19 protein-coding genes are annotated in these 22652 nt (G+C 35.9%); 4 read left to right on the top strand and 15 right to left on the bottom strand.

Features of this window, described 5'->3' with window-relative positions; genetic code table 11:
• Positions 1-58: 58 nt before the first annotated feature.
• The 13 genes from ACFQZT_RS27230 to ACFQZT_RS27170 all read right to left on the bottom strand — a co-directional run bounded on the left by ACFQZT_RS27230 (position 59) and on the right by ACFQZT_RS27170 (position 15952).
• Positions 59-1006: a glycosyltransferase family 2 protein gene (locus tag ACFQZT_RS27230; RefSeq protein ID WP_379305160.1), complete on the bottom strand. Its 948-nt coding sequence runs from the start codon at positions 1004-1006 to the stop codon at positions 59-61.
• 44 nt (positions 1007-1050) lie between these two features.
• Complete coding sequence (gene cysC / locus ACFQZT_RS27225; RefSeq protein WP_379305469.1) at positions 1051-1653, bottom strand: adenylyl-sulfate kinase; 603 nt, start codon at positions 1651-1653, stop codon at positions 1051-1053.
• A gap of 164 nt (positions 1654-1817) precedes the next feature.
• Positions 1818-2675 (bottom strand): dTDP-4-dehydrorhamnose reductase, encoded by an 858-nt coding sequence (gene rfbD / locus ACFQZT_RS27220; protein ID WP_379305158.1) that lies wholly within the window; start codon positions 2673-2675, stop codon positions 1818-1820.
• A complete protein-coding gene (rfbB, locus tag ACFQZT_RS27215; protein ID WP_379305156.1) occupies positions 2675-3694 on the bottom strand; it encodes a dTDP-glucose 4,6-dehydratase in 1020 nt (339 codons plus the stop codon). Before rfbB ends, rfbD begins: the two co-directional genes overlap by 1 nt.
• Positions 3695-3715: 21 nt before the next feature.
• A complete protein-coding gene (galU, locus tag ACFQZT_RS27210; protein ID WP_379305154.1) occupies positions 3716-4582 on the bottom strand; it encodes a UTP--glucose-1-phosphate uridylyltransferase GalU in 867 nt (288 codons plus the stop codon).
• Positions 4583-4644: 62 nt separating this feature from the next.
• Positions 4645-5190, bottom strand: coding sequence for a dTDP-4-dehydrorhamnose 3,5-epimerase (gene rfbC / locus ACFQZT_RS27205; protein WP_379305152.1), 546 nt, complete (start codon positions 5188-5190; stop codon positions 4645-4647).
• A gap of 14 nt (positions 5191-5204) precedes the next feature.
• Complete coding sequence (locus ACFQZT_RS27200; RefSeq protein WP_379305150.1) at positions 5205-5948, bottom strand: sugar phosphate nucleotidyltransferase; 744 nt, start codon at positions 5946-5948, stop codon at positions 5205-5207.
• Positions 5949-5990: 42 nt separating this feature from the next.
• Complete coding sequence (locus ACFQZT_RS27195; RefSeq protein WP_379305148.1) at positions 5991-10475, bottom strand: FkbM family methyltransferase; 4485 nt, start codon at positions 10473-10475, stop codon at positions 5991-5993.
• A gap of 40 nt (positions 10476-10515) precedes the next feature.
• Positions 10516-11898 (bottom strand): glycosyltransferase, encoded by a 1383-nt coding sequence (locus tag ACFQZT_RS27190; RefSeq protein WP_379305146.1) that lies wholly within the window; start codon positions 11896-11898, stop codon positions 10516-10518.
• Between the two features lie 24 nt (positions 11899-11922).
• Positions 11923-13026, bottom strand: a complete 1104-nt coding sequence (gene glf / locus ACFQZT_RS27185) for a UDP-galactopyranose mutase (protein WP_379305144.1) — start codon at positions 13024-13026, stop codon at positions 11923-11925.
• A 55-nt stretch (positions 13027-13081) separates the two neighbouring features.
• Positions 13082-14368 (bottom strand): glycosyltransferase family 4 protein, encoded by a 1287-nt coding sequence (locus ACFQZT_RS27180; RefSeq protein ID WP_379305142.1) that lies wholly within the window; start codon positions 14366-14368, stop codon positions 13082-13084.
• A gap of 62 nt (positions 14369-14430) precedes the next feature.
• Complete coding sequence (locus ACFQZT_RS27175; protein WP_379305140.1) at positions 14431-15159, bottom strand: ABC transporter ATP-binding protein; 729 nt, start codon at positions 15157-15159, stop codon at positions 14431-14433.
• Positions 15160-15175: 16 nt separating this feature from the next.
• Positions 15176-15952, bottom strand: coding sequence for an ABC transporter permease (locus ACFQZT_RS27170; protein WP_379305138.1), 777 nt, complete (start codon positions 15950-15952; stop codon positions 15176-15178).
• Between the two features lie 147 nt (positions 15953-16099).
• On the opposite strand from ACFQZT_RS27170, the gene ACFQZT_RS27165 reads away from it, so the two are divergent.
• Positions 16100-18619: an O-antigen ligase family protein gene (locus tag ACFQZT_RS27165; protein ID WP_379305136.1), complete on the top strand. Its 2520-nt coding sequence runs from the start codon at positions 16100-16102 to the stop codon at positions 18617-18619.
• A 118-nt stretch (positions 18620-18737) separates the two neighbouring features.
• On the opposite strand, the gene ACFQZT_RS27160 is transcribed toward ACFQZT_RS27165, so the two are convergent.
• Positions 18738-19496: a C1 family peptidase gene (locus tag ACFQZT_RS27160; protein WP_379305134.1), complete on the bottom strand. Its 759-nt coding sequence runs from the start codon at positions 19494-19496 to the stop codon at positions 18738-18740.
• 608 nt (positions 19497-20104) lie between these two features.
• Between ACFQZT_RS27160 and ACFQZT_RS27155 the strand changes: the two genes are divergently transcribed.
• The 3 genes from ACFQZT_RS27155 to ACFQZT_RS27145 are packed head-to-tail and all read left to right on the top strand — an operon-like array spanning position 20105 to position 22178.
• Positions 20105-20641 (top strand): accessory gene regulator B family protein, encoded by a 537-nt coding sequence (locus ACFQZT_RS27155; protein WP_379305132.1) that lies wholly within the window; start codon positions 20105-20107, stop codon positions 20639-20641.
• A 47-nt stretch (positions 20642-20688) separates the two neighbouring features.
• A complete protein-coding gene (locus tag ACFQZT_RS27150) occupies positions 20689-21360 on the top strand; it encodes a CPBP family intramembrane glutamic endopeptidase (protein WP_379305130.1) in 672 nt (223 codons plus the stop codon).
• A 20-nt stretch (positions 21361-21380) separates the two neighbouring features.
• Entirely contained in the window at positions 21381-22178 is a 798-nt protein-coding gene (locus ACFQZT_RS27145; RefSeq protein ID WP_379305128.1) for a hypothetical protein, read from the top strand.
• 70 nt (positions 22179-22248) lie between these two features.
• Here ACFQZT_RS27145 and ACFQZT_RS27140 read toward each other — a convergent pair whose 3' ends face one another.
• A complete protein-coding gene (locus ACFQZT_RS27140) occupies positions 22249-22419 on the bottom strand; it encodes a cyclic lactone autoinducer peptide (protein WP_379305126.1) in 171 nt (56 codons plus the stop codon).
• Positions 22420-22652: the final 233 nt, after the last annotated feature.

The following is a 22652-nucleotide window of genomic DNA, read 5'->3' as shown; positions in this document are numbered from 1 at the left end:
CATGGTAAACCTTAATTTTTCATAAAAAAAGTAAGACTAGTTTTAGCTAATCTTACTCTTATCTAAAGCATTTATATATGTCGTGATGTGTTGCTTTTCGGTTACTTTGAATGATACTTCTCTTCTCGCAAAGCTCTGGAAGCTTTCGCAAGAAGCTTGACCAAGCCCCAAGCAGCTTAGGCTCACGAATTAGAGCATAACCAAAGCTTAAGATCTCATAGACCAGAAGTGGAAAGAAATTTTTAACGATATTAAAAAGTCGATCATTTTTCCAAATCATTTTATACCGATTTATGTACGATAGTCTTCTTACAAAGAGCGGCTTGCTGCTCCTTCCGCCTTCTTTCCAGCCTCTTTCATGATATGCAATCGCAGAAGGCTCGAAATACGCTTTCCAGCCCATAATCTGAGCTCTCCACGCGACGTCTACGTCCTCTTTGTAAGCAAAAAAGTCCTCATCAAAGAACTCGCCATTGACGCTGATATCATCAATCATTCTCCGGGCATACATCGCGGCCGCTCCGGAAACGCCGAAGACCTCGCCTGCCTGATTGTATGATTCACTCGGTTCATTTGCCCCTCTGTCAAACGCTCTTCGCGCTTTGTTGATCACAAGCCCCGTACTGTCAATGCGTGTTGGATCTCCCTTGAACAATAGCTTTCCAGTGGCACTCCCAATATGACTATTTTTTTCTAAGGCGACGATTAAATTGTGAATATACCCCTGATCTAAAGCTACATCCGGATTTAATACAAGGCAATAATCAGAATTGGATAGCTTGATTGCTTGATTGTGGCCGCCTGCAAATCCATTATTTTTGGTATTCCTAACGATCGTGCACCTATGAGACCAGTTCTCTAACTTCATTAACGTACGGTCACTAGAAGCATTATCAATCACAATAACTTGAGAGATTGAGTATTTTTGACCAAAAACGGCCTTCAGACATTCATCAATATGCTCGGCACTATTATAAGTAATAATGTGGACGCTAACTTTATTCATCCTTCGATCTCTGGCAGCTCCTTTTAACAAAAAGACCTTTTTTTTTAGATTATTTGCTGTCGAATCAGGTACTCGATAATGCGCTGTGCTGACTCCACAATGGAGTAATTTCCCGTTTCAATATTCAATTCTGGTGAACTTGGAGTCTCATAAGGTGCTGAAATTCCAGTAAATTCTTTAATTTCACCCTTCCGTGCCTTTTGGTATAGTCCTTTTGGATCTCGCTGCTCGCAGATTTCAATGGAACAGTTCAAGTAAACTTCAATAAATTCATCATCGTCAAACAATGATCTGACCATTTCCCGATCAGCTTTATATGGCGAAATAAATGCTGATAAAACAAGCACTCCCGCATCTACGAATAACTTGGTTACCTCACCAATTCTTCGAATGTTCTCTTTTCGATCTTCGGTACTAAAACCTAAATCCTTATTAAGACCAAGTCGCATGTTATCTCCATCGAGAATATATGTTCGAATTCCTCTTGTGTAGAGTTGCTTTTCGACTTCATTAGCCAAGGTTGACTTCCCAGATCCAGACAAACCTGTAAACCATAAAACACAACTCTTATGGTGATTAAGAACATTACGATTCTGTTTATTAATAGTTGAATTTTGAAAAGTTAGGTTTTTAGATGAGGTTTCTATGATGTAGCACCACCCTTAATATTCATCAATGTACGATTTCCATCGTCATGATAACCTACTCTTCCTTGCTCTTAAGCATGTTATTACCAGAGACAAAATTAATGAAGAAAACAAAACTACACAAACCATTACACAGGTTCAAGTAGTCTCATTTTTTGTTCGCTTCACTTTACTTTTGCATACTTAGCAAATTGCTTAAGAAATTCTTTTAATCCCTCACGCCAATGTCTTAAATCTTCAAAACCATTTGCCCGAATCGCCAAGTGTTCCATAGCAGAATAACGCGGTCTACGCGCTAGCCTTGGAAATTCCTCAGTTGTGCAAGGCTCTACCTTTATATGTAAACCTAACTCTTCAAAAATGGCACAAGCAAAATCAAACCACGAACAAATTCCAGAATTAGAAGCATGGTATACACCAAATTTCTCGGTTTGTACTAAACGTTCAAGGAACCGGGCGAGATCTACCGTATAAGTCGGAGCACCGATTTGGTCATTTACAACCTTTAGAGTTTCACTTTCTTGAGCCAGCTTGAGCATCGTTTTTACGAAATTATCTCCATAGAGCCCGTATATCCACGAAGTTCTGACAATAAAATAGCGAGAAGATATTGATTCGACAAGTCTCTCTCCAGCCCTTTTTGACTTACCATACACGCTCTGGGGATTCGTATTATCATACTCCCTGTACGGTTTCGAACCATTCCCATCAAAAACATAATCCGTGCTGATATAGCATAGCTTAGCCCCGATTTTTTCGGCTGCGACAGCAATATTTCTTGTGCCAAAGGCATTAATCCTATAGGCCAAGTCCTCTTCCGTTTCGGCCCGATCCACTGCTGTGAAAGCAGCGCAATGGATAATAATTTCCGGTTTAAAATTGGAAAGCACTCGTGAACACTGTTCTTCATTGGTTATATCCAGTTGATCTCGCCCTAGACCCTTAACATCATGCTGCTCCTTTAGAAGCCTAACAATATCCTGTCCTAATTGACCGTTGGCCCCAGTTACTAATATATTCATTATTTGAACCCTAGATTCGAACCATACTGCTGGGCAAAATATTTCTGATACTCGCCAGACTGGATTCGCTTCCACCAAACCTGATTGTCTAGATACCAACGAATCGTTTCATTAATACCTGTCTCAAAATTATGAGTAGGCTTCCAACCAAGCTCGGTCGTAATCTTTGTCGAATCGATTCCATAACGGCGGTCATGTCCAGGTCGATCCTTTACATATTGAATAAGAGACTCCGGCTTGCCCAATTCACGAAGAATCGTTTGTACGATGTGAATATTCGTTCTTTCGTTATTACCACCAATGTTATAAACCTCCCCATTAACGCCTCTATGTAACACCAAATCGATCGCGCTGCAGTGATCTTCGACATACAACCAATCACGGATATTTAGCCCATCTCCGTACACAGGCAGCGGTTTATCAGCCAGGGCGTTAGCGATAATAAGAGGAATGAGCTTTTCAGGAAACTGATACGGCCCGTAGTTGTTGGAACAACGTGTGATGTTCACAGGTAGACCAAAGGTTTGGTGATAAGCACGAACGAGCAGATCAGAGCCAGCTTTGCTTGCTGAATAAGGACTATTCGGAGCCAGCGGAGTTTCTTCTGTAAACAGCCCTGTTTCCCCTAATGTTCCATAAACCTCGTCCGTAGAGACATGAACGAACTTTTTAACGCCGTACTTTTTCGCGGCCTCAAGCAGTACCTGCGTACCAAGTACATTAGTCTTCACGAATACATCGGGCTCTAAAATACTTCTGTCCACGTGTGATTCCGCGGCGAAATTAATAACAACATCTATGCCTTCCTCAAAGAGACCGCTAACAAGCTCTTGGTTAGTAATACTTCCTTCTACAAAGGTATATTTACTTTTATTTTCGATATTCGTAAGGTTCTCCAAATTGCCTGCGTACGTCAATGCATCCAGATTAACAATTTTATAATTCGGATAACGGTTAACCATGTAATGAACGAAGTTGCTGCCGATGAATCCTGCTCCACCTGTGATAAGTAGTTTCATCAAAAGACTCCAATAAGATTATTATTTTTGTGTTACTTGTTTTAGATAATCTAAAAGATCGTGTTTTAACTCGGGATGTACTAAAGCAAAATCTATCGTTGTTTTAATAAATCCTAATTTCTCCCCAACGTCGTACCTTGTCCCCGTAAAATCATACGCATACACATTTTCAGCATCATTTAACGCCGATATAGCATCTGTTAATTGAATTTCCCCACCACGCCCAGCTGGTATTGTTTCCAAAATCTCAAATATATTAGGGGTTAATATATACCGTCCCATGATGGCTAGATTAGAATTAGTAACATCTGCCGTTGGCTTTTCAAATAATTTTTTTGCCTTATACACACGTTCACTCATCTCTTCAGCTTCAATAATCCCGTAACGTGAACGTTCCTCATCACTAACTTGCTTTACCCCAATTATAGAGGCTTTATAATCTCCAAATAGATCAATCATTTGCTTTAAACAAGGTGTTTCAGAAACTACAATATCGTCTCCAAGGAGTACTGCAAAGGGCTCATCACCAATAAATTTACGTGCACACCAAATCGCATGACCAAGTCCCTTAGGTTCCTTTTGTCTAATATAATGAACATCAGCTAGCTGTGAGGGCTTCTGAACTTCATTCAAAAGATCAAATTTACCTTTATCATACAAAGTTTGCTCTAATTCAAAATAATTATCAAAATGATCCTCAATGGCTCTTTTCCCTTTGCCAGTTACGATAATAATATCTTCAATTCCAGAAGCAACAGCCTCTTCAACTATGTATTGAATAGTCGGTTTATCAACAATTGGAAGCATCTCTTTTGGCATTGCCTTTGTTGCTGGGAGGAATCTTGTTCCTAGTCCAGCCGCTGGAATTATAGCTTTTTTTACTCTCATTTATAGAATCCTCTCATAAGTAACCATTTTATTAAATATGAATATAAGGAAATTTAAAGCAATCACGAAATTAACTCCGCTTCTTTTAGTAGTGGGTATTTTAGGTCTTTATCTGAAAGAACAGGCTTCGATGTTGGCCAGACAATACCAAGATCAGGGTCGTTCCAAAATATCCCCCGTTCGTGCTCGGGCGAGTAATATTCATCGACTTTATAAAGCACCTGTGTATTGGGTACAAGGGTACAAAAACCGTGAGCAAAACCTTTCGGCACAAGTAGCTGACGCTTGTTAGTCTCACTCAGAATAACTCCAACCCATTGACCATAAGTAGGAGACTCCTTACGAATATCTACAGCCACATCATATATTGCTCCTGATACTACACGAACAAGCTTAGTCTGAGCTTTTGGATTTACCTGATAATGAAGTCCGCGTAGTACTCCTGCCCCAACTGACAAGGAGTGATTATCTTGAACAAATGAAGTAATAATACCAAGTTCAGCATACTTCAGTTTGCTGTAGCTTTCCATAAAAAAACCGCGATGATCCTCATGGATATCCGGTTCAATTATTAATAAACCATGCAACTTAGTAGAAATCATCAACATAAACTATATACCTCTCATACTTTAAATTCCCCAAACTCAACACCAAGAAAAGTATCTCTGGCTAATTCATTAGCTTTTGCTAATGAGTTATGAGTACCCGCATCAGTCCACCAACCTTGGAGAATATCATAAGTTAGATCATTTCTCGAAATGTATGCATTGTTAACATCCGTAATTTCCAGCTCGCCGCGTCCAGATGGAACTAATGTTTTAATAATATCAAAAACCGAATTATCAAACATATAAATACCTGTAACAGCATATTGACTTTTCGGTTTATGAGGTTTCTCTTCAATTGAAACAATTTTGTTACCTTCTAACACAGGGACGCCATATCTTTGAGGATCTTGAACTTTTTGAATTAGAATCTTGGCACCAGACTTTTGGACTATAAAGTTATTTACGAATGGCACGATCCTGTCTGCAAAGATATTATCACCTAAGATAACAACCATTCGGTCATTATTTACAAATTGTTCTGCCAATCCAAGAGCTTGTGCAATGCCTCCAGCTTCATCTTGCACTTTATATGTGAAGCTGACACCCAATTCCTGTCCACTACCAAGGAGATTGACTACGTCACCCATGTGTTCTTTACCTGTGACAATTAGTATATCTAAAATCCCTGCTTCTTTTAATTTAGCAACGGAATAGAAGATCATGGGATATTTACCTACAGGCAGTAAATGTTTATTTGTAACTTTTGTTAACGGAAACAATCGTGTACCTGTACCTCCCGCCAATATGATTCCTTTCATTCCGCTGCCTCCTAAATAACTGTATTTACACTTCAATTAAACTCATTTTTTTTCGAACTGTTTCAAATCTTCAACTGCTTTAACTAGCTTATCAAAATCAGAAGAAACTATATCGATATATTCTTTTTCAAGCCAATTAATTAAGGAATTTAATGTTTTGATACTTAAAACATCCTCAGCCTCAATTAATCTCAACTTAAAGTAATCAAAGCATAATTTGATTAAAACAGGGGTTAGAGTTGGCAAAACCTCCTTGATATCAGCAGCATATTGGTCATCAAACAGAATAGCAGTTTTTTTGAACTGAGTATGAACTGCATCTGTGTAATCTATCAATAATTTATGCTTTAACCAAAGAATATCATCTTTATTATTTTGCAAAAATTGTTTTTGGGTATCCGTATCTAAATAAAATCGCTCCCCAGCTATTTTATATAAATTTATTGTATCTAGTTGGATTCTACCATTCGATAATTTGTTATCATGAACTAGTGGAATAACAGTATTAATAAAATTAATTATATCTACAGTTTGCCTTGACACACCTTCGTTAGTCTTTATTATTTGTAATTTATCAATTACAAAATTAGATATACCAATTTGTTTTAGAAAAAAGGCTACAGGGCCGTCCTCATATGCAACTGCATCTTCAAACTTATAAGCGATAATATTTTCTTTACCGAAAATATCAATAAACTTTTCTATTCTGTTCTGGTAATAATTTGTTTCATATTTCAATATATTTTCTTTTGCTTCTTCTAAAAATAACCCTGACTTAATACTTTCTTGAATAGATGAGGTCATATAGGATATTAATTCTCTAAAACAAATAACAATCTTTATATTAGCTTCTGGAAGTACCTCATGTAAAAAAACTTTTAATTTTTCAACACCCTCATAACTAAGAAGTGAAATATCTTCTCCAGAAAAAATTATATTATTCGTACTGGTTGTTAGCAATTCATTGATTAATAGCTGCTTGTTTTGCTCATTATATTTTATACAATCTTCTTTAGTTCTATTTGCTACAATATTACCTCCGAATTCCACAGGATTATCCCAAAACATACTTGCTAAAATCCAGCTGTGTCCATCAGGCCAATTTTCCGGATAAAAATATCCATACTTTCTTAAAATATGAATATTGTTACTTAGCGTACTTTGTATGCTAGATGTAGCCGTTTTTTGTGATCCAACGTGTAAATAAACTGTTTTTTTAGATTTGGAATTTTCAAAGTATATTCTTTCTATTAAATCTTTATATTTCCCATCATCGATTTTTGGTAAACAAACCAAAACAATTTCATATACTGGATCAAAAGGATTTTGGTTTTGAATATAAAATTCATAATTTAAGCCTAACTCTTCAATAAATGGCTTTATATTAAAGAAGTCCTTTGGAGTATGATAGAGTGATGCTAAAATAACTGGTTTATCTCTTTTTATTGTTTCGATAGCACCTTTGATAGCTTCAAAATCAAATCCTTCAGCGTCTATTTTAATTACCTTTACATTTGAAATATTGTTTTCAATTACGTAATCATCTAACTTTTTTGTTTTTATCGAATCTTGTTCTTTATAAATATTGCGATGATTTTCCGTATTATAAACTGTTGCTATTGTTTTTTCTCCAGATACATTTACATACTGATCACTTATATCTGATATTGCAAACTGCTCAGCTACTATTAATGAGCTTCGATTGTTTATCTTTGCTGTGTAATTAATATTTTCGATATTCTCTTTCAAAATATCAAATGAGATAACTTTATTTGGTGAATATTCACACATAACAACTGCAGAATCTCCAACGTACCCACCAATATCAACAAAAACTCCATTTTGTATATATTTTTTGTAAATATCCGGCAAATGTTTTAAACCATTATGGTAATAAAATACTGGGATTTCATAATGTGCGCCTTCTGGCAATGTATATCCTTCGATAACTTCGTTAAATTCTTCTATAATTCTTTTCTGTTCACTTAGCTCTTTTTCGTTAAAAATTTTATTAGTATTAAACAAATAATATCCTTTTTGAATTTCAGAAACTTTAGGTAATACATTGATGTATCTATCCCAAACCCCTTCAAGAATTTTTATATCTTCTACACTGAGATTCCGAAATAACTTTTGTTTTTGCTCATCTATATTATTATTTGCCCTTTCATATTCTTTAAAGACATCAGCCCAAACCCATGAATGACCTGGTGTAAATGCTTCAAAATTAACAGGCTCCCAAAAAGGTTTAAACTCGGTATATGAAGAGTTAACGGTATTAATCTTTTCATTAAGATCTTTTCTTACTTCCGTAACACCCCAATAGACATGCTCACCAACTCTTTGATCAATTTTATTTGTTGCATTTTCCAATTTCTGAGCAATATTACTGATATTATTCTTAGTTTCGGTAGTACTTAAAAATATATATTCGTCGATAATTTCCTCTGCATTTTTAGCTACTTCAGTTACTCCCCAATAAACATGCTCACCAATTCTACTATCAATTTTGTTATATACTCGTTCAAGTTCTGGATATATAATTTTATTTAGTTCTCTTTCAAAAATCTGAGTCAATCTCAATTCTAATCTCCAATATAAAGGCTGGAACAACTTTTTCAGTACTTTTTTCAGTGTTTTCTTCATAAGTTGTTTTAAGTTAACCTTCCTGAATATTTTTTCCAAATCACTTTCACTTACATAATGAAACTTATATTTCTTAGCTTCTTCTAATGTATATTCTTTTAAATAATAGGATGCTTTTTTTAGAAAAGGTCTATAAAAGTCATTATCTTCAGGGATGATCCAAGACCTTTCAAGTAATAAAAGACATAGAACTTTCAGGTATGCATATTTTGCGTCGTCGTTATTCATATTTGCATAAAGTAATTTTTTTATATTATCTAACACGGGAAATACATCAAAAATTTTATTATTTATTGTATTAGTTATTTGTCCCGTTCTATTCGATCTATATTCGTAGTTTTTCATGGGAATGTAAGCAATGTTTTTACACTTAAAAAAATAACTATAATAAAACTCATGATCTTCGTAATATAAGCCAACAGGAAAACGCAGATTATTATTTTCGATGATTTCACGACGATATATTTTATTCCATGCAGATGGCCATAAGTATGTTACAATACTCAAGTCTTCAATTGAAATATCATAGTAATGAAGTGAATCTAAATCAATTTTAGGCGTGAGACTTTTATTTAGATCTTCACGAAATATAATATGATTATCTGTATATAACCAATGATTTTTGCTATCGATATACTGTACATCACACATAGCAAAATCGTAATTAGTATTCTCCATAACAATACACAATTGTGAAATAAAGTGTTCTTTAACCATGTCGTCTGAATCTATAAACATTACATATTTACCAGTAGCAATATCAAGTCCCGAGTTACGAGCTTGTGAAAGTCCGGAATTTGTGGTATGTTTTATCATTTGAAAATAGTCATATTTCAATACAAATTCATTTGCTATATGTTGGCTATTATCAGTTGAACAATCTTCTACAAGAATGACCTCTAAATTAGGATATGATTGCTTAACTATTGAATTCAAACAATCATTTAGATATGGCTCAACATTATAAATTGGTACTATTACAGAAATTAAAGGCAACCTTTGAAAATTTATTTCTTTTGCATTTTTCCACCAGACACTTGCAAATTCTGAGCTAGGATCAACCCAAGGTTTTCTTTTCCAACTGAAATGTATAATTGAAGGCTTTTGTATAATTAAACTATTATTGAATTTCTTTTTGATTTCATCAGGAAGGAATGATAAAACCCATTCTTTCTCTCTCCATTCACGGGATTCATAATTCCAGTTATAACCAATATCGAAATTTTTTCCTTGAAAAGCGATATTCAGTACATCCTGATCTTGAAAATAATATACATTTTTACAAAGTTCAAAAATTTTCTCAGAAATATTGTCTTCACGCATTTTTTTCAAATTAAATACCATTATCCCTGCTTGAAAATAACTGTCATGTTTATTAAATCCAATTTGGTTATAATAGTTACTAACTGTTTGATTATCAAGCACAGGTAATTTATTTTGTGAATAATAATTACCAAGCATGCTATAATCTATACTTGCCCCAGAGTAATTATCACCAATATCTAAATCGTATAGATTAGAGATATCTTCCAAAATTATTACATCGCTATCTAGATATACTATTTTATCAATTTCCGGGAATCTTGTAACAAGCTCAAGCCTAAAAAAAGTTGCCACTGAATAGTGCTCGGAGGCTCCCGATAGAGCTTTAATATATTGACTTGTAGTTTCATCAAAATTGGAAAATATAACAGAGCAATTGACATAGTTATTTATTAAGTTAGTTATTTTTTGTTTATTATCTTTATTAACTTTATGCTCTAATATAAAAATCTCATATTTTCTATTCTTATTTGTTTTTTTTAACAACGAATGTAAAGCTACACACAATACATCTACATAGCCGTTATCAATCGCAAAGGCTACTCTTACTGTATCCATCACCAAAATTCCCTTCATATTTAGTTATCAAAATTAGTACTTATTTGCCTCTATAAAATCGGGCCATTTTCGAAAAGACTCTATTAGAAAAAGCAGAAATATAGCCTGGAATTTGTATATCTCTGATTTTAGGTTCTTTAATCTTAAAATCTTGGTAAATTTGTGAAATTACTTTAGTGTACTCTTTTGAAAAAATTTCCTCATTATGGTGATTATTGTATAAATCAAGATTTTCATTTTTCATTTTATTTAACTCTTTTGATTCCAATTTGAAAAATTCAACGATCTTATTTGCTAACGAACTAGCATTATATCTTTCAAAAGTAATTACACCTGAAGTATTGTCGGCAAAATATTTCATACCGCCTACATAGGATGTTAGCACAATTTTGCCAAGTGACAGAATCTCAATCATTGAAAGATCAAAATAATTATGCTTACTAGGCTGTATAACTAAATCAAGTGAATTTATAAAATCACCTGGACAATCTGTAAAACCGATTTCTATCCATCTATTATCATCTGTTATAGGTTGCTCACCGTAGGCATTTAATTCTCCAGCCATTACAAAATAAACATTTGGGTCTTTTGCCCAAGTTTCAATAGCAGCTTCTTTTAGAGTATCATAACCTCTTGCTACTACATGTCTGCCAATATATCCAACAACTTTAGCATCTAGAGGTATATTATATTTACATCTAAAGTTTGCCACCGGGGTTTTAACTTCATAGGGAGCAGAGCCTGTTAAAAAATAGTACACAGGTTTAGAATCTATTATTTTCCCCAGTTCAGGTGAATATTCATAATAGCTATCTATAGCTTCTTTTATAGGGAAAATGAGTACATCTGCATTTCTATATGCCAATAATTCCCTATAAGTAAGCAATCTTTTTAAATCATCACAATAGGCTTTATTGTTTGGAAATTGAGCAATTAAATTATCTTCATATATTTCTTGAAATAGCGGTACTGGACTGTGTGTAGTTAATATTTTAACAACATCATTTTCAATTTTATTTAATTTTAAAATGTTTAATACTTTAAAAAAATCATAAGAGCCATGAACATGTATAGAAGCCAAATCATCAAGGTACATTTGGCGCATAAGTTTAATGCTTGGGAGAGACAGCATTGAATCATAAATGCCCCAATCACTTTCTTCATGCATATTCCTAAAACTTGCATGCAAATTTAACAATTCTTTATTGAAAGAATCATTCTTTATATTATCCAAAATTTGTCCCCAGGGATATCTACCTTCTTTGCTATCGGCAAACATGATATTAATATCCACTATCTGGTCATTATTTGTAACAAAAGATGAGCCCCTTTCGCCATATCCTCTGTATAACCGAGAAATATATCCTCCTGGCCCTCCACCTCTACAATTATAATTATCTTGGTTAAAAACAACATGTCTCATTCTATTTTCCCCTCAACTATTGTTTTATTCATGAAACTCTCGTCGTACTGCTAAAAGCGCCGCGGCGATTACTTTGTCCATATCATAATATTGATAACTACCTAGTCTACCACCAAATATCACATTCTCTTCTTTGCTGGCAAGATCTTTATACTTAACGTACACAGCAGTATTTTTATCGTTATTTATAGGATAATATGGTTCCATACCTTCTTTGTATTCAGCTGGATATTCTTTAGAAATTATAGTCTTGGACTGTTTTCCGAATTCAAAGTGTTTGTGCTCAATAATTCTGGTGTATGGCACATCCCGTTCTGTATAATTAACAACTGCATTACCTTGAAAATTTTCGCATTCCAGATATTCTTCTTCAAAAAACACCGAACGATATTCCAAATTTCCTTCCTTGTAGTCGAAATATTCATCAATCATTCCAGTAAAAACAATTTTTTTTGCAGAAGCTTTCTCAAGCTCGCTCATTTTTAGATAATCAGTGTTTAAGCGAACCTCAATGCCATCAAGCATTTTTTCAACAATTTGAGTGTAACCACCAATCGGTATACCTTGATAACGATCAGTAAAATAGTTATTGTCATATGTAAAACGTAATGGCAATCTTCTAATAATAAACGCTGGAAGTTCCGTACAAGATCGTCCCCACTGTTTTTCTGTATAACCTTTAATAAGTTTTTCGTAAACATCTCTACCAACTAGTGATAGGGCTTGTTCCTCCAGGTTTTTAGGGTCTGTAATTCCTAAATCGGCAATTTGCTCTTTAATGATTTTCTGTGCTTCTGCTGGCGTCTTAATATTCCACATTTTACTAAAAGTGTTCATGTTAAAAGGCAAATTATATAACTCATCCTTATATACGGCAACGGGTGAGTTTATATAGTTATTAAATTCGGCGAATTGGTTGATATATTGCCAAATAGCTTCATTGTTTGTATGAAATATATGCGCACCATATTTATGAACGTTAATACCATCGATATTTTCTGTATAAATATTTCCACCTATATGAGAACGTCTGTCAATAACAAGAGAACACTTACCACGTTTTTTAGCTTCATAAGCAAAAATTGCACCAAACAATCCAGCACCTACTATTAAATAATCATATTTCATCTTACACACATCCTGTAATTTTTTTATTTTCTAAATCCGAATTTAAATTTTATACCTAACTTGATTCCATGATATTTACTATTATTTTTAATAAATTACCTCTAAAAACCGACATTTGAAAATACTTTTCATATATTTCTCTGCTTTCGCATCTTATTTTGTCAAGTTTTTCAGGATTTTCAATAATATAAACCATTTTTCTTAGTAAATCCTTGGCGTCTCCATTTTTAAAAACAAAACCATTACGCTTGTCCTGTAAGAGCGATGCTGTGCCTGTTCCTGTTGAACAAATACATATCTTTGACAATGCCATGCCTTCTGTCATTACAATCGGCATTGGATCATCGAAAGAAGAAGATACAACTGCTGTGCTTTTTTTATAAATGTTTATAATTTCGTTTCTTGGCAGTTCCGATATAAGCTCTACCTGATCGGGGAATTGTTCTTTTAGCTTTAGAACGCGATCATAGCAAATATTATCCACTTTCTTCCCAACAATTATAAATTTGCATCTGTTGCGCAAATGTTCAGGCATCAATTGAATTGCTTTAATAAATACTTTGTGGCCTTTTCTAAATTCAACTGTTCCAACAATAGAAAACACAATTTTCTCATCTTCAAAAATTACATTAAGTTCTTGAGCAATGTCTTCAATTCCGTAAAGCAAGATCTCAGCATTATATTTTTTTCTATGTGCTAACAATGCTGCTCTAGCATACTCACCAACGCAGTAAATTTTAATATGCTCAGGTAGTATTTTTGGAAGAGGCGTCGGACAAGTGTTGTATGATAAATTTGACTCATGTATCCACCAAATAACAGGTAGTTTTTCTTTTTCTAAATAAGTAATAAATATCGCTGGAACAATCGTATTTACTATTACCAAATTAAATTTATTAATCAATTTTTTAAAATGATTTTCTTGATTAAGTTCGGCATCAATAAGAACTGTAATCTCATGCTTTGCGAACTCGTTCTTTAGAGGTCCGTCTTTTTCGCAAACAACAACAGGGAAATCACCATTATCTTTCAATATTTTTGCAGCAAATAGCGCTGCAATTGGTGCACCTGTTAAAGACATTTCGTGAATTAAGATTAAAAATTTGCGTTTTTGGCTATTTATTTTTAGCAATTCATTGAAGGTTGTGTAGTCTACTTTTTTTGGAGTTTCATAATCACATTGATTAGCCGTTAGTTTTGGTGTTATAGAGTTAACTTTATCCCATACACCTTTAAGGCCTTCATACTTAAAGACTATACAAATACTTTTGATAATATTTTTTTTATTCCTAACTCTTCTAACGGCATTAATAATTAATTTAACTTTTTTTATTAACTGCATAAAAGTATACTCCTAAGTGTTACATCATATCACTCTTAGCCATATTACATATTTTTTATCCCCTAATTTTGGGTATATCTATTACATACTTCAATTGCTTCTCCGATTTCCACAAAATTCCCCTTATTAATCCATAAAACTCTGTCACAAAGATTCTTCATTTGCTCAATGGAATGAGAAACCAATACTACGGTAGTTCCTGACCCCATCATTTGTTTCATTTTCAATTCACATTTTTGTTGGAACTTGAAATCTCCAACACCAAGTATTTCATCAACTATTAAAATTTCTGGCGTGACTAAGGTTGCAATAGAAAATCCAAGTCTTGCGATCATACCTGAAGAATAGTTTTTGAGTGGTACATTAACAAACTCGTGTAACTCTGAAAATTCTATTATTTCTTCAAATTTTTGTTGCATAAACTTTTTAGAATATCCTAGAGTCGCTCCATTCAGGAAAATATTTTCACTTGCAGTCAAATTCATATCAAATCCGGCTCCAAGCTCAATTAATGGGGCAATACTGCCATTTATTTTTACAGATCCAGTAGTAGGCTTTAAAACACCTGCAATAATTTTTAGAAGAGTACTTTTTCCTGAACCGTTATAACCGACTATACCAAAAACTTCGCCTCTTTTGATCTTTACAGATATGTCCTTAAGGGCCCAATATTCTTCGAACATAAGCTCTTTTTTTATAGCCTTGATAAAGTACTCCTTTAAACTGTCAACCTTTTCACGACTCATGTTGAACTTCATTGATACATTACTAACTTCAATTGAATATTCCATAATTACCTCATCATTTTTATAAATGTAAAATAAATTTATTTTGATTTTTATAAAAAACAATCATTCCCAAAATAAGCGTAATACAACCGGTCGATAAACATATTAAATTCAATTGTATTGTTGGTAATTTACCATATAAAATGATATCTCTAAAATATTGAATGTAATAATACAGTGGATTATAATCAACAATAAATTTAAATTTATCCGGGATTATATTCACTGGATAAAAGATCGGTGTAAAATACATCCAAGCAGTAAGAAGTACCCCATATAGATGCAATATATCTCTAAAAAAAACTGATATTGAAGAAAGGAGCATTCCTACACCTAGTGAAAAAAGAAAAATGTAAATAAGCGGTAATGGGAATAATAGTATTGCTGCTGTTATCTTAACTTTAGTTACAAAAAGCATTATAATAATAGCTCCCAAAGAGAAGAGTAAATTAACTAAACTAGATAAGACTTTCGATAAAGGAAAAATGTATTTAGGAATATATACTTTTTTTATGAGGGAAGCATTTGAAAACACTGATGACATTGCTACATTTGTTGCTTCTGAAAAAAAATTAAACATAAGTTGCCCTGTAAGCATATAGATCGGATAATTAGGAATATCGAACTTAAACAAATTAGAAAAAACTAAATTGAGCACAACCATTGTCAAAAGTGGATTTAATAAACTCCAAAGATATCCTAAAAATGAACGTCTATATTTGATTTTTAAATCTCTAGTTACAAGTTCCCATAGCAAATGATTATATTTCATAAAGTTTCGAATGTATTTTCCCAACTAAATCCACCCTTAATATATTAATATTTTGTTTTGCAGCTCCGGCAACTTTACTGATATTCTAAAAAAAATCATAAAAAATTGTTCCCACTCCCTCACTATGCTAAAATGAAACTCGAACTTTAGCGAAGAAGGAGACTGTTTGTCATGAGTGCAAGTAAGAATGCGTACGCGGCTTCGCGAGCGAAAGCGAACGGGACGATATCGACAGAGAAAAGCTCTGTTATCTTTTGGCTTCTTATTGGTTTTGTAGGTTTGTTTATGTTCTGGGCCCCGTTTCAGCGTGGGTTGTTTAATGGTGGGACTTACGACTTCGAAAGATCGATTTACTCGGCTTCCGTATGGTCCTCCATCATTTTGCTTCTAATCGCAATCTTTGCTTTCTTTGTGTACAAGCTGAAGGAACAAAAAGATGTGCTGACCATTCTGGTTGTGATTATGCCACTAACTTATGTCATTTCCTTGTCGAATGCAGCATCCCATTATTTGGCAACAAACATGATCTACATCCAGATGCTGTATACAACCTTCTTCATTTTAGGCGTATTTCTGACAAAAAACAAGCTTGGAACGTCGATTGCTGCTGGTATCTTGATGGTAACCGGTTATGTGATTGTGTTATTCGGTCTTTTGCACTGGTTAGGTAACGGGAACTTCGCCGGCCATCTCGTTAGCTGGTTCGCTACCATGGATGCGAGTAATCAATATAACTATAGAGATGCGGTTATGACAGATTCCAATGGCCTGCGTCTTACGTCTGTTTTTCAGTATGCCAATACGTATGCCGCCTACCTAATCATGCTTTTCCTGGGTTCTTTATTTTTCATTGTAAAGTCTCGCAAATGGTACGCGGTTCTTCCTCATGCACTGATGATGGTGCCCATGATTGTATCTTTCTGGCTTACGCTTTCACGCGGTGCGATTGTCATTATTCCTATTCTTTTCTTGATCATGCTTTTCTTTCTATCTATAAGCAGACAGATATTGTCTCTCATACAACTTGGACTTGCTTTCGCTGCTTCTCTGGCTATTCTTACAAAAATCACGAATATCGGTACGGAATTGCAAAAACAACCTAGCGCATCTGTTTCTTGGCACGGCTGGTCGATCTTGCTGATTGCATCGGTGGTATTCACAGCGCTAGCTATTGTTATTCAACTCTTCGGCGCTCCTTGGTTAGAGCGAATCACAGCTCGTTTCGCGGCTAAAAAGTCTGCAAACTTCGTTTTACCAATCGCCGCTATTATCGTCGGTGTTCTCGCTGCTTTTCTTTTACTCAGTGACACGGGCCTTAAAAATGCCCTCCCAGAAAACGTAAAAACGCGTCTAGCAAATATTAACTTCCAACAGCACAGCGTTCTGGAGCGCGGTACTTTTTATAAAGATGCTGTGAAGCTTTGGTCGGACTACCCGATTATCGGGGCAGGTGGAGGAGCTTGGGCCTCACTTTATGAGAAGTACCAAAACAATCCTTACACAAGCCGCCAGGCTCATAACTTCGCGCTACAATACTTGGTAGAGGCTGGTGCACTCGGGTTCCTTGCTTTCGTTAGTTTCGTTATTGCGGTTATGATCTTCTATATTCGTAGTTACATTAAAAGTCCTGAAGAAAAAAGAGACCGGCATTTTCTTTTCTTCATTGTAACGATCTCGCTATTGGCTCACAGTATGATTGACTTCGACTTGAGTTATGTATATTTGGGGGCCGTGCTGTTCCTTGCTCTTGGCGGCATGCTATCCAATACTACTTCAGCTCCGCTTCGACTGAAATCAGATTCGGCGGCTCTGCATAAAGCTTTTCCGGCACTTTTAACCGTGTTGTCTGTGGTAATGTTCTATATTTCAGCACAGCTCGTCTCGGCGAACAGCTCTTACGAACAATCGCTTGAGGTTGTGAAAAAGAGCCAAGATTATAATACGATTGTCGCTCCTTTGGACAAAGCCATTTCGTTGCATCCTGCACATCCTGACTATTTGTTAACGGGTCAACTTAGTCGAATTGGCATACTTATGCAAGTCTATAATCAAATGAAGACGACAGATCCGACGAAAGCTGATGGATTTTTCAATCAAGCTCAAGATCTACTCAATCAGTTGTTGAAAAAAGAACCCCATAACCGGATGGTAGCTTTGCAGCAATTGAACATGCTTCTGATCAAAGGAAAACAGCAAGACGCTCTGGATTGGTCCAACGCTCAATTGCCCAACTATCCGTGGTATATCGATCTTTATGAGAAGAGCATTTCTCTGAATATCGAACTTGCGAATAAAGCGAGAGAAAAGAACGATGCGAAAGAGTTCAATCAACACTTGGACAACGTTTTAGCTATTTATAAGGAAGTTCAACAAAAAATCGAGTCTCTTAAAAACTTGCCTAAAGGCCAGTTACAAGGGCGTGAGTTCACAGTGACTCCAAGTATTGCGTTGAATGTCGGCCAAGTATCCTTCATGCGCGGTGATTACGCGGCTGCTGCCAACATGATTAAGCCGTACATTACGGATCAACTCGATGATCAAGCGAACCGATTGCTTGCCAGATGGTATCTTGCCGCCTTACAAAAACAAGGAACGAACGATCAAGCGCTGTTAGACAAGTTGGTCGCTAAAGATCCGAACGAAAAGCAAATTGTTGATTCGATCACAGCAACGAATTTTCAAATAAAATAATGCGTCTAAAGGTGGCACAGTGATGTGGCACCTTTTTTTGTTCGGACGTAAAGAAAGTTCACCCCCTCACAAAAGGGGATGAACTGATCACCAACAGAGCCTGTCCTATGTGCTGCCTCTATCTACCCGTCCACATATCCATCACACAGTCGGGATCCTGAAACATTTTATAAGGAATATAGCAATAGCCTTGATCCCCCCACTCCGTGCCCCAACTGTTACGAACAATAACATAGCCTGCTTTGCCACTGTCGACATAGCCGACTGCAAGCAATGCATGTCCGCCTAAAACGCGTTCCTTTGATTTCTTGGGGACTGGAATTTTACCTGTTTGCGTGACTTCGGGCGATTCAAAGCTTTCGTAGATCATCATGCCGATAACAACCGGTGAGCTTTCTGCAAGCGCGGCCTTGAGTGCGTATAAGTCCGGGATACGATGGTATTCGCTGATTTTATAGTTGGCCGCATCCTTTTCAGCGATTTGACTGGGGGTGTCCCTGAAATGAGAAACGACGTACGGGTAATCTTCCTCGGGACATACGCCGATCTTTTGCAGCACTTTCATACCGTCGCGGATGTAGGCTCCTGAATCTTCTTCAATGTGCCCCTCCAGTTGGCGCTCGTGCCAGTACAGAAACAGCCTGGAAAGTGCTGTCCATTTCTCATGACCCTGTATGAGCAAATACTCCCTTAATCCGCTTGCAATGGCGTTTGCAGTACAGCTGCCTAACTCGCCTTGATTCACAATTGGCGGCATGGTTGAACGTAAATCGACTTTCTTCGGTAGTTCATCCGGCGATTTGAACGAGCTGCTCATAAAGTGATAATCACGCAAGTCACGCTTTTCCCTTTTCAAGGGATATTTTCTATTCGACATAAATACACCTCTTTTCTCCAATATTATACATAATTATACAATTATACTAAGTAGCTGTATAGATCTTTGAGTCCTATTTGCTTTTGGTATAAAAAGAAAGAGAGCCGGCTCTGTTTCCGACTCCCTTTAGTGAGCTACCTTCTCATATACCCCTCATGCGGATGCCCCCCGCAATACTCATCTCTCTCCGAGCACGTATACACATGCTCATACACCGGCACACAGTGGTGCCTGTTAATGATTTCAATCGGATGTACGACCTGGACTCGTTGCGGGTGATAAAAATCTCTTACGACCCTTTGTGGGTCTGTCATTATCGGGTCCGCTGGGGGACACTGGAATTTTCCTTGATATGGTTGATTTGCTTGATAAGCCATGGTTTGAGGTCACTCCTCTTATAGGTTTGTGTTAATATACGTTTAGCCCTAGTCCAAAGAATGTACGATGGCCTAACTGGTACAGATTTGGGCTTTTTCGGTAGTAATCTTGGCCATATGTCCAAGCAGATCGAAAAATACAAGGCAATAGTGCAAAAAAAGTTTGAAATTTTTGGTATAATGGTTTATGTATAGTTAGTACAGGAGCAGTTAGAGGAGGCGAATTATACGATGCTAGTCAATGATTTAGCCGAGAAGATTGCAACTTCCATACATAACAATTCGACAGAGCCATCGTCTTCTGTAAACGTCATTAAGCATGCTTTGATCAATCTGATGAATTACATCATCATTGTTTCGATCGTCGAGATCATTTGTATCTTTACCGGTGATTTCTTGCACTCGCTTATTCCTTTAGTCGCATTTCCGATTTTACGCTATTTTTCGGGCGGGTTGCATCTGAAGCATCCGAATGCTTGCAATATTCTTACAAGCGTTTTCATGCTTACTTCTGTTTATTTACCGATTAACTTTTGGTATACAGGTGTTGTACTCAATGTGATTGCCCTTTGGATTACATTGCTGAGAGCTCCAACGAATATCAGTCGTTTTACGGAGAATCAATATCCTGCCTTGAAAATCGCCGCCGCGTGCGTCATCGGGATCAATTTTTTGATCCAATCTCCTTTACTTTCAATTATCTTTTTCCTGCAAGCGTTAACTTTATTAAAAAGTCTTCAAAAGACAGCCGAACGCTTCGGATTCTAGGCTAAGTTAATTGAACTTTCCAGAGATTAAAGGAGCTATCTGAGCCTATGAATATAGTGTCGGTTCTTCTTATTGTGTTTTTTCCATTGCTCGGCTTCGTCTATTACCGAAATTTGTCCAAATTAGGGAAAATACGATTTTATCTACACTTAATTGGCTGGTATTGGGCACTTACAGCTAGCCTTTATGCATTGAATAAGGATCTACACATCGTTACAATTGATAAAATAAAAGCGCCCCCTCTTGTCCAAATATGCATGTGGACTGTCATTATCATGTGGCTGGTTTCTGAGGTTTTACCCGTTGTGTTAGCCCTTTCAAGCTCTCAATATCGGAATTTGGTAAAACAAGAGGTCATTACGAATGACTCTATGCCTTTAACGAAAAGCGAACGTAAAGTCTTTATCCTGGTAGCAATAACGGTTGGTTTTTGTGAAGAGGTGTTGTGGCGTGGTTTGATGCCTGCTCTATTCCGCGATTTTTCAATGGCGGCTTGGATGAGTTTTGTTGTGGCCGCTGTTTTTTTCAGTTTTGGACATTTTGTTCAGGGATGGAGGGGAATTATAAATAGCTTCATTTTGAGTGTTATGTTGACACTCATTTTCCTTCTGAGTGGAAGTCTGTTAATTCCAATCATTCTACATATTCTTTATGACTATAGACTTGTCCTAACAGGTGTTATTATTCAACAAAGAACTAACCTCCAAGAGGGGCAGTAAATCAAAGGGAGTAGTGTCACATGGATTTTTTTGAGGTTTTATGCAGGATGATCGTATCAGGAGTATCTTATTATGCGATTGTCGTATTTATATTTAGTCTATTCCAGGTCCCACTAAAGAAGTCACATGTTTTTAACGGAAAAAACTTCTACGAGGATAAAATCTATGATCTTAAGCTTACCATACTTGTTCTAGCGTTAACCTTTACTAATTATTACACCAAATTTGTACTTCAGAGCCCTCTATTTTTATTAATGACGATTCTCGTCTTTGTCTCTTTGTTAGTTTTAATTAGACGTTATCCATTATTTTATGCTTTTATTGTAGTGGCAACCGGATATATTTTTATAGTAACGATTGATATGCTTATCTCATTTATAGGAATATCGCTTGGATTAACGACTAATGAAAGGCTTACTACGAATCTCGCGGATTATACCGTAGTGAACGGTATTTATACATTATTATTGTTTGCGGCGGCTTGGTTCCTAAGAAAAAGGAAGGTTAATTTATCTTTCATAACAAAAAGATTTGTTGGTAAATATGCCTTCAATCGAAAAAACTTTATTTGGGCAACAGTCCTGTTAGTTGGGATTACTTATTTGCAGGTATCTTGGTTCGCATTACATATACAATCGTTGTACATTTGGATATTTATTGGAATGGTTGCCATCCTTATTGTCAGTCTCCTTCACGCGTATATTCGGAACAAAGAACATGTCCAGGCAAGGTATGGCGCATTCGAATCATCTTCCCTGGCTTTGGAAGAATTCCTAAAGCATATTGATGAAGCGAAAAAATTGAACGATAGCAAGTAATTCGATTCAATAACAAAGGAGACTTCCACTTAGTCTGTTCCAGGACTAAAGGAAGACTCCTCTAATGATTTCATGCGTTTGCAATCTTAGCAGTTTTACGCTCCATATACTCGCGTTTGTATTGTTGTAATTCTTCAGGAAGTTCTTGTTCATAGCACGCCCAAGCGCATCCAGTAATGGCCTGTCTGCGTGCAATCGCTGTCAATACGCGGTTTGCAACATTGGCAAAAAGTCTTTTCATAGCTACACCCCCTTTCCATTGTTACAAGTGTTCAATGATTTGGAGTTATGAATCTATTCGAAGACGATGCAAATCTGGGTTGTCACAATTTGTCCACAAGAAAATATTAACAGAAAATCAAGAGAACTACAATAGAATTTTACTAGTTTTCTAGATCTTGTGACCTAGTAAATAATCGGGTAGGAGGCTACCCATTAGTTGAGTAGCCGACCTCCCACACCACCGTACGTACC

Origin of the sequence: Paenibacillus sp. GCM10027628 (genome assembly GCF_042676385.1) — a bacterium.
Classification (GTDB): Bacteria; Bacillota; Bacilli; order Paenibacillales; family NBRC-103111; genus Paenibacillus_E.
Note: the sequence above shows the minus strand (reverse complement) of the source record. Positions and strands in the feature narration are given on the sequence as shown.